General features: G+C 41.2%; 16 protein-coding genes. All 16 read left to right on the forward strand.

All coding sequences use genetic code 11. From position 1 onward, the window contains the following. The first annotated feature begins 84 nt into the window (after positions 1 to 84). Positions 85 to 1,419 carry a DUF2130 domain-containing protein gene (locus tag SMI_RS05100; RefSeq protein WP_001002646.1) on the forward strand — a complete coding sequence of 445 codons (1,335 nt, stop codon included), beginning with the start codon at positions 85 to 87 and terminating at the stop codon, positions 1,417 to 1,419. Next, on the forward strand, positions 1,370 to 2,248 hold the full coding sequence (truB, locus tag SMI_RS05105) for a tRNA pseudouridine(55) synthase TruB (protein WP_001013232.1): 879 nt from the start codon (positions 1,370 to 1,372) through the stop codon (positions 2,246 to 2,248). Before SMI_RS05100 ends, truB begins: the two co-directional genes overlap by 50 nt. A 111-nt stretch (positions 2,249 to 2,359) precedes the next feature. Beyond that, on the forward strand, positions 2,360 to 2,998 hold the full coding sequence (gene udk / locus SMI_RS05110; RefSeq protein ID WP_001181374.1) for a uridine kinase: 639 nt from the start codon (positions 2,360 to 2,362) through the stop codon (positions 2,996 to 2,998). 127 nt (positions 2,999 to 3,125) lie between these two features. After that, complete coding sequence (gene xseA / locus SMI_RS05115) at positions 3,126 to 4,466, forward strand: exodeoxyribonuclease VII large subunit (RefSeq protein ID WP_000417503.1); 1,341 nt, start codon at positions 3,126 to 3,128, stop codon at positions 4,464 to 4,466. Beyond that, on the forward strand, positions 4,444 to 4,656 hold the full coding sequence (locus SMI_RS05120; protein WP_000043230.1) for an exodeoxyribonuclease VII small subunit: 213 nt from the start codon (positions 4,444 to 4,446) through the stop codon (positions 4,654 to 4,656). Before xseA ends, SMI_RS05120 begins: the two co-directional genes overlap by 23 nt. After that, on the forward strand, positions 4,653 to 5,528 hold the full coding sequence (locus tag SMI_RS05125; protein ID WP_000743795.1) for a polyprenyl synthetase family protein: 876 nt from the start codon (positions 4,653 to 4,655) through the stop codon (positions 5,526 to 5,528). The genes SMI_RS05120 and SMI_RS05125 overlap by 4 nt, the downstream gene beginning before the upstream one ends. Beyond that, a complete protein-coding gene (locus SMI_RS05130; RefSeq protein WP_001041048.1) occupies positions 5,521 to 6,336 on the forward strand; it encodes a TlyA family RNA methyltransferase in 816 nt (271 codons plus the stop codon). Before SMI_RS05125 ends, SMI_RS05130 begins: the two co-directional genes overlap by 8 nt. Beyond that, a complete protein-coding gene (locus SMI_RS05135; RefSeq protein ID WP_001034404.1) occupies positions 6,329 to 6,760 on the forward strand; it encodes an arginine repressor in 432 nt (143 codons plus the stop codon). The genes SMI_RS05130 and SMI_RS05135 overlap by 8 nt, the downstream gene beginning before the upstream one ends. A gap of 6 nt (positions 6,761 to 6,766) precedes the next feature. Then, positions 6,767 to 8,434, forward strand: coding sequence for a DNA repair protein RecN (recN, locus tag SMI_RS05140; protein ID WP_000923602.1), 1,668 nt, complete (start codon positions 6,767 to 6,769; stop codon positions 8,432 to 8,434). Between the two features lies 1 nt (position 8,435). Then, on the forward strand, positions 8,436 to 9,164 hold the full coding sequence (locus SMI_RS05145) for a metallophosphoesterase family protein (RefSeq protein ID WP_000133353.1): 729 nt from the start codon (positions 8,436 to 8,438) through the stop codon (positions 9,162 to 9,164). Positions 9,165 to 9,242: 78 nt separating this feature from the next. Then, positions 9,243 to 11,066, forward strand: a complete 1,824-nt coding sequence (gene lepA / locus SMI_RS05150) for a translation elongation factor 4 (protein ID WP_001047207.1) — start codon at positions 9,243 to 9,245, stop codon at positions 11,064 to 11,066. A gap of 242 nt (positions 11,067 to 11,308) precedes the next feature. Next, positions 11,309 to 11,785 (forward strand): PTS sugar transporter subunit IIA, encoded by a 477-nt coding sequence (locus SMI_RS05155; RefSeq protein ID WP_000521988.1) that lies wholly within the window; start codon positions 11,309 to 11,311, stop codon positions 11,783 to 11,785. A gap of 38 nt (positions 11,786 to 11,823) precedes the next feature. Further along, on the forward strand, positions 11,824 to 12,129 hold the full coding sequence (locus tag SMI_RS05160) for a PTS sugar transporter subunit IIB (RefSeq protein ID WP_000590549.1): 306 nt from the start codon (positions 11,824 to 11,826) through the stop codon (positions 12,127 to 12,129). A gap of 47 nt (positions 12,130 to 12,176) precedes the next feature. Next, a complete protein-coding gene (locus SMI_RS05165; protein ID WP_000382512.1) occupies positions 12,177 to 13,652 on the forward strand; it encodes a PTS galactitol transporter subunit IIC in 1,476 nt (491 codons plus the stop codon). Between the two features lie 99 nt (positions 13,653 to 13,751). Beyond that, positions 13,752 to 14,648, forward strand: a complete 897-nt coding sequence (locus SMI_RS05170; RefSeq protein WP_000234196.1) for an aldose 1-epimerase family protein — start codon at positions 13,752 to 13,754, stop codon at positions 14,646 to 14,648. 286 nt (positions 14,649 to 14,934) lie between these two features. After that, a complete protein-coding gene (gene lacA, locus SMI_RS05175) occupies positions 14,935 to 15,360 on the forward strand; it encodes a galactose-6-phosphate isomerase subunit LacA (RefSeq protein WP_001018897.1) in 426 nt (141 codons plus the stop codon). The last annotated feature ends 12 nt before the right edge of the window (positions 15,361 to 15,372 follow it).

The raw sequence follows: 15,372 nt of genomic DNA on the forward strand, positions 1-15,372 counted from the left end.
ATAAACAGTGGGTTTCGACTCACTGTTTTTGATTTTCCCTTAGGCATGATATAATGGTTACAGAAGTCTAGAAAGAGGAACGATATGAACGAAATCAAATGTCCCAACTGTGGGGAAGTCTTTACAGTAAATGAAAGCCAGTATGCCGAACTTTTGTCCCAAGTGAGAACAGCAGAGTTTGATAAGGAACTACAGGATCGCATGAAGCAGGAACTGGCTTTGGCTGAGCAAAAGGCCATGAATGAACAACAGTCTAAACTAGCTCAAAAAGACCAAGAAATTGCGCAATTACAGAGTCAAATCCAAAACTTTGATACAGAGAAAGAATTGGCCAAGAAAGAGGTTGAACAGATAAGCCATGAGGCACTATTGGCTAAGGACAAGGAAGTACAGGCCTTGGAAAATCAATTGGCGACCGTGCGTTTGGAACATGAAAATCAGCTACAAAAGACCCTTTCTGACCTAGAAAAAGAACGAGATCAGGTCAAAAACCAGCTTCTCTTACAAGAAAAAGAAAATGAGCTTTCTCTTGCTTCTGTTAAACAAAACTATGAAGCACAGCTCAAGGCAGCTAGTGAACAGGTCGAGTTCTATAAGAATTTCAAAGCCCAACAATCTACAAAAGCTATCGGGGAAAGTCTGGAACAGTATGCGGAAAGTGAGTTTAACAAGGTCCGCAGTTTTGCCTTTCCAAATGCTTACTTTGAGAAGGATAATAAGGTTTCAGCGCGTGGGTCTAAGGGGGACTTTATTTTCCGTGAGAGTGATGAAAATGGAGTTGAAATCATTTCCATCATGTTTGAGATGAAAAATGAAGCGGACGGAACAGAGAAGAAGCACAAGAATGCAGATTTTTACAAGGAATTGGACAAGGACCGTCGGGAGAAGAACTGTGAGTATGCGGTTTTGGTGACTATGCTTGAGGCCGATAATGACTACTTTAATACGGGGATTGTTGATGTCAGCCACGAGTATGAAAAGATGTATGTGGTTCGTCCTCAATTCTTTATTCAGTTGATTGGGCTCTTGCGTAATGCGGCGCTTAATTCCCTAAAATACAAGCAAGAGTTGGCCTTGGTTCGGGAGCAAAATATTGATATCACACATTTTGAGGAAGACTTGGATGCCTTTAAACTAGCCTTTGCCAAGAACTACAACTCTGCTTCGACCAACTTTGGCAAAGCTATTGATGAAATCGACAAGGCCATCAAACGCATGGAAGAAGTTAAGAAATTCCTGACAACATCTGAAAACCAACTTCGCCTTGCTAACAATAAGTTGGAAGATGTTTCAGTTAAAAAATTGACTCGAAAAAATCCAACCATGAAAGCGAAATTTGAAGCACTGAAAAGGGAATTAGAAAGCAAAAATGAACGGTATTATCAACTTAAAAAAAGAAGCGGGGATGACCTCGCATGATGCGGTTTTTAAACTGCGTAAGATTTTGGGAACCAAGAAAATTGGTCATGGTGGGACCTTGGATCCGGATGTAGTTGGTGTTTTACCGATTGCGGTTGGCAAGGCGACACGCTTGGTCGAGTTTATGCAGGACGAGGGCAAGGTCTATGAGGGGGAAATTACTCTCGGCTATTCCACGACGACTGAGGATGCCAGTGGGGAAGTGGTCGCAGAGACACCTGTTTTATCGCCCTTGGATGAAAAGCTTGTTGATGAAGCAATCGCCAGTCTGACAGGACCTATTATTCAAATTCCGCCTATGTATTCGGCAGTCAAGGTCAATGGTCGCAAGCTCTATGAGTATGCGCGTGCTGGACAGGAAGTGGAGCGTCCAGAACGTCAGGTGACCATTTATCAATTTGAACGAACAAGTCCAATTTCTTATGAGGGTCATCTTGCACGCTTTACTTTTCGTGTGAAATGCAGTAAGGGGACTTACATCCGTACCTTGTCAGTTGACTTAGGAGAAAAACTTGGTTATGCGGCTCATATGTCACATCTGACTCGAACTAGTGCAGCTGGTTTGCAACTAGAAGATGCTCTTACCTTGGAAGAAATTGCTGAAAAAGTGGAGGCTGTTCAATTGGACTTTCTCCATCCTCTAGAGATTGGGACAGGCGACCTTGTTAAAGTTTTCCTAACTCAAGAAGAGGCTACAGAAGTACGCTTTGGTCGTTTTATCGAGCTCGACCAAACAGAACAAGAATTAGCTGCCTTTGAAGATGACAAATTGCTAGCCATTCTAGAAAAACGGGATAATCTCTATAAGCCACGAAAGGTTTTTAACTAGTATAATTAGAGTGTAGGATTTGAATTCTTCCCCTAGACTATCCAAAACCAGACTATAAATTTTGTAAAAAATGTGATAGAATAGACCACGGATAAAAAAACGGAGGATAGCATGCAAAATAGACCAATCATTATCGGAGTGACAGGTGGTTCTGGTGGAGGTAAGACCAGTGTTTCAAGAGCCATTTTATCGCATTTTCCTGATGAAAAGATTTCCATGATTGAACATGATTCATACTACAAGGATCAGTCTCATTTGACCTTTGAAGAGCGTGTCAAAACCAACTACGACCATCCTTTTGCCTTTGATACAGACTTGATGATCGAGCAGATTAAGGAATTGTTGGCAGGGCGTCCGGTGGACATCCCGACCTATGACTATACAGAGCATACACGAAGCAGCAAGACCTATCGTCAAGATCCTCAAGATGTCTTTATCGTTGAGGGGATTTTGGTCTTGGAGGACAAGCGCCTGCGCGATTTGATGGATATCAAGATTTTTGTGGATACAGATGATGATGTGCGCATTATTCGTCGTATTAAGCGCGATATGGAAGAACGTGGCCGTAGCCTTGATAGCGTTATTGACCAGTATCTAGGCGTGGTCAAACCCATGTACCACCAGTTTATCGAGCCAACCAAGCGGTATGCTGATATTGTCATTCCTGAAGGGGTCAGCAATACAGTTGCTATTGACCTGTTGACGACCAAAATTGCAAAGATTTTGGAAGAAGCTCGAAATAGTAAATAATTAGACGTGGAGGCCTTGCCTCCTTTTTCTATTTTTCTCTCATAATGGTACATAAATGGAGATTTTTAGGCATATTTTTGGTATAATAATACCCATGAAAGAGCAAGAAAATGAATAGTAGGTGGAGATGGAAAAGTATTTATCAGTAACAACTTTGACCAAGTATCTGAAAATGAATTTCGATAAAGACCCTTACTTGGAACGGGTCTATTTAACTGGTCAAGTTTCCAACTTTCGTAAACGACCTACTCACCAATATTTCTCCCTAAAAGATGACCATGCAGTTATTCAAGCGACCATCTGGTCTGGGATTTATCAGAAATTAGGCTTCGACCTTGAAGAAGGGATGAAGATCAATGTGATTGGGCGTGTGCAGGTCTATGAACCAAGTGGTAGCTACTCCATCATCATTGAAAAGGCAGAGCCTGATGGAGTTGGTGCGCTTGCGATTCAGTTTGAACAACTCAAGAAAAAATTGACAGAAGAAGGCCTGTTTCAAGAACGTTTCAAGCAACCTCTGCCCCAATTTTCTAATAGAATTGGTGTAGTGACCAGTCGCAGTGGAGCCGTTATTCGAGATATTATTACGACCGTCAGCAGGCGATTTCCAGGTATCGATATCCTGCTTTATCCAACTAAGGTGCAAGGTGAAGGGGCAGCAGAAGAAATTGCTCGAAATATTGCGCGTGCTAATCAACAGGACGATTTGGATTTGCTGATTATTGGTCGTGGTGGAGGTTCTATCGAGGATCTTTGGGCCTTTAACGAAGAAATTGTGGTACGAGCTATTTTTGAATCTCGTTTGCCAGTTATTTCTAGTGTGGGGCATGAGACGGATGTGACCTTGGCAGATTTTGTGGCAGATCGACGCGCTGCAACGCCAACAGCAGCGGCTGAACTGGCCACACCTGTGACCAAGTTGGATCTATTAGCTCATTTGCAAAATCAAGAAAAACGGATGGCAACAGCAGTCCAAAATGTCCTATCTAAGAAACAAGAATCTTTAAAAAAATGCAGTCAGTCTGTTATTTTTAGACAACCAGAGCGCTTGTATGATGGCTATTTGCAACGGTTAGATCAATTACAACTGCGCTTAAAACAAAGTTTGCGAACACGGATTTCTGATAATAAACAGCTAGTCCAAGCAAGGACGCATCGACTGGTACAATTATCACCCGTTACCAAAATCCAACGCTATCAAGACCGTCTAGGTCAGTTGGACAAGCTTCTCCGTAGCCAAATGGCGCTGGTTTATGATGCCAAGGTTGCTGAGGTGAAACGACTTTCGGAAGCCTTGCTCATGTTGGATACCAGCCGAATCGTTGCGCGTGGTTATGCTATTGTCAAAAAAGAAGAGTCCGTTGTAGATTCGGTTGAGAGTTTGAAGAAAAAAGACCAAGTGACGCTTTTGATGCGGGATGGTCGAGTAGAATTAGAGGTTAAAGATGTCAAAACAAAAGAAATTTGAGGAAAATCTAGCTGAACTGGAGACCATTGTCCAAAGTTTGGAAAATGGTGAAATTGCTCTGGAAGATGCGATTACTGCCTTTCAAAAGGGTATGGTCTTGTCAAAAGAGCTCCAAGCGACGTTGGACAAGGCTGAAAAGACCTTGGTCAAGGTCATGCAAGAAGACGGAACAGAAAGTGATTTTGAATGAAGAAGCAAGAAAAATTAGCTCTTGTCGAGTCGGCCTTGGAAGATTTTTATGGAGACCAGCAGTTTGCCTCTAGTTTGCGAGAGTCTGTTCTCTATTCCATTCATGCTGGTGGCAAGCGTATTCGACCTTTTCTCTTGTTAGAAGTTTTGGAAGCCTTGCATATTGCCATCAAACCTGCTCACGCGCAGGTAGCTGCGGCCTTGGAAATGATTCATACAGGGAGCTTGATTCACGATGATCTTCCTGCCATGGATGATGATGATTACCGTCGAGGGCGTTTGACCAACCATAAGAAATTCGGTGAAGCTATGGCCATTTTGGCTGGAGATGCCTTGTTCCTAGATCCTTATGTTTTGATAGCGCAGGCAGATTTGCCAAGTCAGATTAAGGTAGACTTGATTTCCAACTTATCCCTTGCTTCAGGTAGTCTGGGTATGGTGGCAGGGCAGGTTTTGGATATGGAGGGTGAACACCAACACTTGTCTTTGGAAGAACTCCAGACTATTCATGCTAATAAGACTGGAAAACTACTAGCTTATCCCTTCCAAGCAGCTGCTATTATAGCCGAATTGGCACCTGAAATGCAGGTGAAGCTGAAAATTGTTGGTGAATTGATTGGACTTGCTTTTCAAGTTCGAGATGATGTGTTAGATGTGACAGCTAGTTTTGAGGAAATCGGCAAGACACCTCAAAAGGACCTACAGGCAGAAAAATCAACCTATCCAGCCTTATTGGGCTTGGAAGAGGCAATTGCCTTTTGTAACCAGACTTTGGATCAGTCTAATGCAAAATTAGAAGAAATTGCCCAGCAGATTCCCTTTGAAACAGGATCGATTGTAAGTGTAGTAGAAAGTTTGAGAATCAATGGCTAAGGAAAGAGTGGATGTACTAGCTTATAAACAGGGCTTGTTTGAAACGCGAGAACAGGCCAAGCGTGGTGTCATGGCTGGTCTAGTCGTAGCAGTCCTGAATGGAGAACGGTTTGACAAGCCAGGAGAGAAAATCCCAGACGACACCGAGCTAAAATTCAAGGGTGAAAAACTCAAGTATGTTAGCCGTGGTGGCTTGAAATTAGAAAAGGCCTTGCAGGTCTTTGATTTGTCAGTGGAAGGAGCTACAACGATTGATATCGGTGCCTCTACTGGAGGTTTTACCGATGTCATGTTGCAGAATGGTGCTGAGTTAGTTTTTGCAGTTGATGTTGGTACCAATCAGTTGGCTTGGAAACTACGCCAGGACCCGCGAGTTGTCAGCATGGAGCAGTTCAATTTCCGCTATGCCGAAAAGACTGATTTCGAGCAGGAACCGAGCTTTGCCAGTATTGATGTGAGTTTTATTTCCCTCAGTCTGATTTTACCATCCTTGCACCGAATCTTGGCATATCAAGGTCAGGTTGTGGCTTTGGTTAAGCCTCAGTTTGAGGCAGGACGTGAGCAGATTGGGAAAAATGGAATCATTCGTGATGCCAAGGTCCATCAGAATGTCCTTGAATCTGTCACAGCTATGGCAATAAAGGAAGGCTTTTCAGTCCTTGGATTGGACTTTTCTCCTATCCAAGGTGGGCATGGAAATATTGAATTTTTAGCGTATTTGAAAAAAGAAGAGTCAGCAAGCAATCAGGTTCTTGCTGAAATTGAAGAAGTAGTAGAGAGGGCGCATAGTCAATTTAAAAATGAATAAAAAAGAGAGACTTGAAAAAATTAGACGATTTGTGACAGATTATCAAATCGGTACGCAAGAAGAAATCGTAGAACATTTGAAAGAGGCAGGCATCACTGCTACTCAGGCAACGGTATCCCGAGATATCAAAGAACTGGGGATTGTCAAAATTCCTTTGAGAGACAATACTTATGTCTATGAATTGCCAAAATCAATCGTAAAAAGTTTGCAACTGTCTGAAGACAATATTGAGTCAGCTGCATTGATGGATAAGATGATCAATCTCCAAGTTATTCCTGGAAATACGGCTTTTGTAAAAGCTCAGTTAATCGAGACTTTTTCGGACAAGATTTTTAGCTGTTTGGCGGATGATAGCTCGATTTTAGTCATTGCTAGAAGTGAAAGTCTAGCAGAGGAAATCTTTGAACAAGTAAATAATTGGTAGGTCTATATGTTACTTGAAATTTCGATAAAAAACTTTGCCATTATTGAGGCTATTTCCCTCAATTTTGAAAAGGGGATGACTGTCCTGACTGGTGAAACGGGTGCAGGGAAGTCGATTATCATTGATGCCATGAATATGATGTTGGGGGCTCGTGCTACGACAGATGTTATTCGTCACGGTGCTCCAAAGGCAGAGATTGAGGGGCTTTTCTCAGTTGAGAATAGTCGCCTTTTGCAGGAAATTTTTGATGAGCAAGGTTTGGAAATGGGTGATGAAATTATCATCCGTCGAGAAATTCTGCAAAATGGTCGTAGTATCAGCCGTGTGAATGGTCAGATGGTTAATCTGTCTGTTTTGCGTGCTATTGGTCAACATCTTGTGGACATTCATGGTCAGCATGACCAAGAGGAGTTAATGCGTCCCCAACTGCATATCCAGATGTTGGATGAATTCGGTGACGTAGCTTTTTGGGACTTGAAAGAAACCTATCAGACGAGTTTTGATGCTTATCGGAAAATGCGTAAGCAGGTTCTGGAAGTCAAGAAAAACCAACAAGAACACAAGGCACGTATCGAAATGTTGGAATTTCAAATGGCAGAGATTGAGGCAGCAAACTTGCAGGCTGGAGAAGATTTGGCTCTCAATCAAGAGCGTGATAAACTGCTCAACCATAAAAATATTGCGGATACACTGACCAATGCCTACAGTATGTTGGACAATGAAGACTTTTCAAGTCTGGCTAATGTTCGTTCAGCCATGAATGACATGGAAAGTGTTGAAGAGTACGACCCTGAATACCGTGAAATTTCAAGCTCTCTGTCTGAGACCTACTATGTTTTAGAAGACATTAGCAAGCGTTTGGAAGCTATCATTGAGGACCTTGATTTTGATGGCAATCGTCTCATGCAGGTTGAGAATCGTTTGGATCTCCTTCATACTATTACCCGTAAGTATGGTGGGACTGTAGACGATGTTTTGCTTTATTTTGCCAAGATTACGGAAGAATACAATCTTTTGACAGGTAATAACCTTTCGTCTGAGGACATGGAAGCAGAGCTTAAAAAATTGGAAGTTAATCTTGTTGATTTGGCAGGCCAGCTTGCATCTGCTCGTCATGATTTGGCTCAGCAGCTCGAAGCTGAGATTAAACAAGAACTACAGGACCTTTATATGGAAAAAGCCCAGTTTCAGGTTCGTTTTAGCAAGGGCAAATTCAGTCGTGAGGGCAATGAAATGGTCGAGTTTTACATTTCAACCAATCCTGGTGAAGACTTTAAACCCTTGGTCAAGGTTGCGTCTGGTGGGGAATTATCCCGTCTCATGCTAGCTATTAAGTCTGCCTTTTCACGTAAAGAAGGCAAGACCAGTATTGTCTTTGATGAGGTGGATACGGGAGTTTCAGGCCGTGTTGCCCAAGCTATTGCGCAGAAGATTCACAAGATTGGCCAACATGGTCAGGTTCTAGCTATCTCCCACTTGCCACAAGTGATTGCGATTGCAGATTATCAATTCTTTATTGAGAAGATTAGTAATGAGCATTCAACGGTTTCGACTGTTCGTCTTTTGACGGTTGAAGAGCGAGTGGAGGAAGTTGCCAAGATGTTGGCAGGTGATGATGTGACGGAAGCAGCCCTGACGCAAGCCAGAGAATTGTTGAGAAACAGGGAGAAATAAGATGACAGACTATTATGTAATTGGAGATGTTCATGGAAAAGCTGGGATGTTAGAAGACCTTCTCAAAACATGGGATGGTCAGACCCAGTTGCTCTTTCTAGGCGATTTGATTGACCGTGGTGAAGATAGTCGCCGTGTTCTAGAGATGGTTAAGGACTTAGTGGACAATCAAGGGGCAATCTGTTTGTCAGGAAACCACGAGTATATGTTTTTGACTTGGCTTGATAACCCAGAAGAAAGTTATGACCATTATCGTCGCAATGGTGGAGATACAACCATTAACTCTATCCTAGATCGTCCCTTGGATGCACCAGTTGATGGAGTGGAGGATGCCAAGCGTGTTGCCACTGAAGCAGCAGATTTGGTCGAATTTATTCGTCAAATGCCGTTTGTGGTAGAGACAGACAAGTATATCTTCGTTCACGCAGGTATTGATTTGACCTTGGATGACTGGCATGAAACCACAGATTATAAAAAAGTCTGGCTTAGAAAACCATTCCATGAAGCAGAAAATCATACTGGAAAAATCATTGTCTTTGGTCATACGCCAGTTTATGGTTTGCTGAAGCAAGAGCGAGGTACTGCTGAGCTTTGGACTACAGAAGATGGCAAGATTGGGATGGATGGAGGAGCTGTTTATGGTGGTGTCCTTCACGGGATTGTCTTTACAGACCAAGGAATGACAGAACACCACTTTATCGAAAATGACGGCTTTGTCGCTGAAGATTAGTACTCCTAGCAGGGTATGGTCTTGTCAAAATGTCAAAAACAATTTATAATAAATAGATACCCTGAAAGGAAGAGAATCATGAACTTAGAAGAATTGAAGAAACGACAGGAGAAGATCCGTAACTTCTCTATTATCGCTCATATTGACCATGGGAAATCGACTCTAGCAGACCGCATTTTGGAAAAGACTGAGACCGTTTCAAGCCGTGAAATGCAAGCTCAACTTTTGGATAGCATGGATCTAGAACGGGAACGTGGGATTACCATTAAGTTGAATGCCATCGAGCTGAATTATACTGCTAAGGATGGGGAAACTTATATTTTCCACTTGATTGACACGCCGGGGCACGTTGACTTTACCTATGAAGTTTCACGTTCGCTAGCTGCCTGTGAGGGGGCTATTTTGGTGGTCGATGCTGCCCAAGGGATTGAGGCTCAAACCCTTGCCAATGTTTATCTGGCCTTGGACAATGATTTGGAAATCATGCCAGTTATTAACAAGATTGACCTGCCTGCTGCAGATCCAGAGCGCGTGCGTACAGAGATTGAGGATGTCATTGGTTTGGATGCCAGCGAAGCAGTCTTAGCATCAGCTAAAGCTGGTATTGGTATCGAAGAAATTCTTGAGCAAATCGTAGAAAAAGTGCCAGCGCCAACAGGTGATGTGACGGCACCACTGAAGGCCTTGATTTTCGACTCTGTTTACGATGCTTACCGTGGAGTTATCCTCCAAGTACGTGTTATGGATGGAGTGGTCAAACCTGGTGATAAGATTCAGCTCATGAGCAATGGCAAGACCTTTGATGTGACGGAAGTCGGTATTTTTACACCCAAAGCAGTTGGTCGTGATTTTCTTGCGACTGGTGACGTTGGTTATATTGCAGCTTCTATTAAGACAGTTCAGGATACGCGTGTGGGTGATACCGTTACCTTGGCAACCAATCCTGCTGCAGAGCCATTACATGGCTACAAGCAGATGAATCCTATGGTCTTTGCGGGTCTCTATCCTATCGAGTCAAACAAGTACAATGACCTACGTGAAGCCCTTGAAAAATTGCAACTGAATGATGCTAGTCTTCAGTTTGAACCAGAAACATCTCAGGCACTTGGATTTGGTTTCCGTTGTGGATTTCTTGGACTTCTCCATATGGATGTTATCCAAGAACGTTTAGAGCGTGAGTTTAATATCGATCTTATCATGACAGCTCCGTCTGTTATTTATAAGGTTAATTTGACCGATGGTGAGTCTATGGATGTGTCGAATCCATCTGAGTTCCCAGACCCAACCAAGATTGCGACCATTGAAGAGCCATATGTTAAAGCGCAAATCATGGTACCGCAAGAGTTTGTTGGAGCAGTGATGGAGCTAGCTCAGCGTAAGCGTGGGGACTTTGTGACGATGGACTATATTGATGATAACCGTGTTAATGTTATCTATCAAATTCCACTTGCTGAAATCGTCTTTGACTTCTTTGATAAACTTAAGTCTTCGACACGTGGTTATGCAAGTTTTGACTATGAATTGTCAGAATATCGTCCATCTAAGCTGGTCAAAATGGATATTCTTCTCAATGGAGACAAGGTGGATGCCCTTAGCTTTATCGTTCACAAGGATTTTGCCTACGAACGTGGAAAACTCATCGTTGATAAACTTAAGAAAATCATCCCTCGTCAACAATTTGAAGTTCCAATTCAAGCAGCTATTGGACACAAGATTGTGGCTCGTACTGATATCAAGGCCCTTCGTAAGAACGTACTTGCTAAATGTTATGGTGGTGACGTTTCTCGTAAGCGTAAGCTACTGGAAAAACAAAAAGCTGGTAAGAAGCGCATGAAAGCTATCGGATCAGTAGAAGTTCCACAAGAAGCCTTTCTAAGCGTGTTGAGCATGGATGAGGAGTAAATTTTCAAGATAATTTTTTATTATTTATAGAACATTAATATAGGAAGAGAATGTTGAAACAGGCTTAAATAGGCCTGTTTTTTTACATTTAGAATAGAATTAAATCGTTTAAAGTGTTTGTTTTAAATGTTTGTTTTAAAGATATAAATAAAAATAAACAAAATAATCAAAAAAATATTGACAACGATTTCATATAGTGTTATAATTATAGCATAAAGTTAATGGAAAGAAGGGAAAACCTTATGGGATTAGATCATTTCTTTGACAAAAACCTTGTGTTTTGCTTAGAAGCGAATAATCAAGAACAACTCTTTGATCAGGTTGCAACTTTATTGGAAGAACGACAAATCGTAACTCCAACCTATCGTGAAGCCTTGATCACGCGTGAAAAGTCATTTCCAACTGGCCTAGATATGGAATTCTTAGGTAAGGATTTGCCGAATGTGGCTATTCCTCACACAGATATTGTTCATAATCTAGCCGAAAAAGTTGTGGTCGTTCGATTAGAAAAACCAGTGACTTTCCACAATATGATTGCGCCAGATAAGGAAGTAGAAGTATCCTTGCTCTTCTTTATCATTAATAACTCAAGTTCAAGTCAAACGAACATTCTTGCTCAGTTGATGGACTTCTTTACTGGAAATGGTCATCTTGAAGACCTATCAAAAATTTCTGAACCTGAAGCCCTCTATACTTATATAGCTGAAGCAACTGCATAATTTTGTCTATTAAAAATATTAAATCGGAGGAAATCCATATGATTAAAATTCTAGCTGCCTGCGGTGCAGGTGTTAACTCAAGCCATCAAATTAAAAGTGCTCTTGAAGAAGAACTTTCAAACCGTGGTTACGATGTTCACTGTGATGCAGTAATGGTCAAAGACGTTAACGAAGACCTTATCAAAGGTTATGACATCTTTACACCAATTGCTGCGACAGACCTTGGTTTTGACCCAGGTATTCCAGTTATCGAAGCTGGACCAATCTTATTCCGTATCCCAGCTATGAGTGCTCCAGTATTTGACAATATTGAAGCAGCTATCAAAGAACACGGATTAAGCTAATTTTAATTTGTTAACATTCATATAACTATAAAAAGGGAGGAACTATTATGGATGTCATTATCGAACTAGCCAATAAGCTGTTCAAACCTATCTTGGATATGGGTGGACCAATCATCATGCTGATCATTTTGACAGTATTGGCTCTACTATTTGGAGTGAAATTCTCCAAAGCGCTTGAAGGTGGTATTAAACTTGCCATCGCTCTTACTGGTATCGGTGCTATCATCGGTATGCTAAATGGTGCTTTTTCAGCATCACTTGCAAAATTTGTTGAAAATACTGGTATTCAATTGAATATCACTGACGTTGGTTGGGCACCACTTGCTACAATCACTTGGGGATCTGCTTGGACACTTTACTTCTTGCTTATCATGTTGATTGTCAACGTAGTGATGCTAGCTATGAAGAAAACTGATACACTTGACGTCGATATCTTCGATATCTGGCACTTGTCTATCACAGGTCTTTTGATTAAATGGTATGCTGACAACAATGGAGTTAGTCAAGGGGTTTCTCTCTTCATCGCAACTGCAGCAGTTGTCCTTGTAGGTATTCTTAAAATCATCAACTCTGACTTGATGAAACCTACATTTGATGACTTGCTTAACGCCCCAAGTTCATCACCAATGACTTCAACTCACATGAACTACATGATGAACCCAGTTATCATGGTTTTGGATAAGATTTTTGAAAAATTCTTCCCAGGTCTTGATAAATATGACTTTGATGCTGCTAAATTGAACAAGAAAATCGGTTTCTGGGGTTCTAAATTCTTCATCGGTTTCATCCTTGGTATCGTTATCGGTTTGATGGGTACTCCACATCCTGTTGAAGGACTTAAAGATGCTGCAGACTGGCAAGAAGTTATCAAAGGTTGGTTGTCTCTTGGTTTGACAGCCGGTGTAGCTTTGGAACTCTTCTCACTAATCGGTTCTTGGTTCATCGCTGCCGTAGAACCACTTTCACAAGGTATTACAAACGTTGCTACTAAACGTTTGGAAGGACGTAAGTTTAACATCGGTCTAGACTGGCCATTCATCGCTGGTCGTGCTGAAATCTGGGCTTGTGCTAACGTACTTGCACCAATCATGTTGGTTGAAGCGGTGCTTCTTTCAAAAGTCGGAAATGGTATCTTGCCACTTGCAGGTATCATCGCTATGGGTGTTACTCCAGCTCTCTTGGTTGTAACACGTGGTAAATTGCTCCGTATGATTATCTTCGGAACACTCTTGTTGCCACTCTTCCTTCTTTCAGGTACACTTATCGCACCATTTGCAACAGAACTTGCTAAAGGTGTAGGTGCCTTCCCAGCAGGTGTAAGCCAAACTCAATTGATTACTCACTCAACTCTTGAAGGACCAATCGAAAAACTTCTTGGTTGGACAATTGGTAACACTACAACAGGTGATATCAAAGCAATCCTTGGTGCTGTAGTCTTCCTTGTATTCTATATCGGTATCTTTGCTTGGTACAGAAAACAAATGATCAAACGTAACGAAGAGTACGCAGCAAAAGCAAAATAATGCACTCCTATAAAATGTAAATTCTTGAAACTAGGTTGTCATACCGTTTAGGAGTGACAGCCTAGTTTTGTATAAATTATCAAGAAATCGGAGAAAATAATGGTAATTGAATTAAAATCAGAACAATTAAGAGTTGAATTTAACAGTTTTGGCGGGGCTCTTTCTTCTATAAAAGATGCTGAGGGACTTGAGTATTTGTGGCAAGGTGATGCCACTTATTGGAGTGGACAAGCTCCTGTTCTCTTCCCCATTTGTGGTTCATTGAGAGAAGATACAGCATTTTATATAGATGAGAAGGGGCAAGAAATCAAAGGAAACATTCCTCGTCATGGTTTGGTTCGTAAGAAAGAATTTGAATTAGTTGAACAGACAGATAATAGTGTAACTTTTGCAATTGAAGACGATGATAATAGCTATCAAAACTATCCCTATCATTTCCGTTTAGAGATCACTTATATCCTCACCGGAAAGACAGTACGAACTCAATACAAGATAGTCAATAAAGAAACTAGCAGGATCATGCCTTACTTTATCGGTGGACATCCAGGATTTAATTGTCCTTTGTTAACCGACGAAGCATATGAAGATTATTATCTAGAGTTTGAGAAAGAAGAGACTTGCTCTGTTCCACGTCCTTTCCCAGAAACGGGTATGCTGGATTTTCAAGATAGAAGTCCATGGCTAGAAGTCCAAAAAGAATTAGACCTCAGCTATGATCTTTTCAGTACAGATGCAGTTACCTTGGATGAATTACAATCCAGAACAATTGCCCTTCGTTCTCGTAAACATGATAAGGGATTGAAAGTGCACTTTGCAGAGTTTCCAAACCTCATTATCTGGTCAACTTTGAATAAGGGACCTTTCATTGCTTTTGAACCATGGTCTGGCTTGTCAACATCCCTTGAAGAAGGAGATCATCTAGAAGATAAGAAGAATGTTCGTCTTCTAGAACCTGGTCAAGTGGATCAACTTGGCTTTGATATCGAAATTTTTTAGTTAAAAAAACACAAAAACAAACATTAACTGTTGACTTTTTCAGGAAATAGGAGTATATTATGTTTGTAAGCAACAAATGATGTTTGTAACAAACAAATAATCGTTTGTTATATTCTCTTTCGCGAAGAAAGATTATTTCTAGGAAACTGATTTCCTAAACTTGAATAAGGTGTTCTTCATCTCATTCAATTCAATTTGTCAATAAACTGCTGGAAAGCCTTTTGTAGGTAAACTGCTAACTATAAAAGGTTTTACTAGCCTAGAAAAAATAAAAAGGAGAAACAATATGGCTATTGTTATCGGTGCAGATGCTGCAGGTTTGAGATTGAAAGAAGTTGTGAAAGACCTCTTGGAAAAAGAAAACTTCCACGTTGTGGATGTTACTGCTGAGGGTCAAGACTTTGTTGATGTAACTCTTGCTGTTGCTGCAGAAGTAAACAAAGAAGAACAAAACCTTGGTATCGTGATTGATGCTTATGGAGCTGGTCCATTTATGGTCGCAACTAAAATCAAAGGAATGGTTGCTGCAGAAGTATCTGACGAACGTTCAGCTTATATGACTCGTGGACACAACAACTCACGTATGATCACTATGGGTGCACAACTTGTCGGTGATGAATTGGCTAAAAACATTGCTAAAGGATTTGTTAACGGAAAATACGATGGTGGACGTCACCAAATTCGTGTCGACATGTTGAACAAAATGTGCTAATTAGATTACAGT

This window comes from Streptococcus mitis B6, assembly GCF_000027165.1.
Taxonomy (GTDB): domain Bacteria; phylum Bacillota; class Bacilli; order Lactobacillales; family Streptococcaceae; genus Streptococcus; species Streptococcus mitis_AR.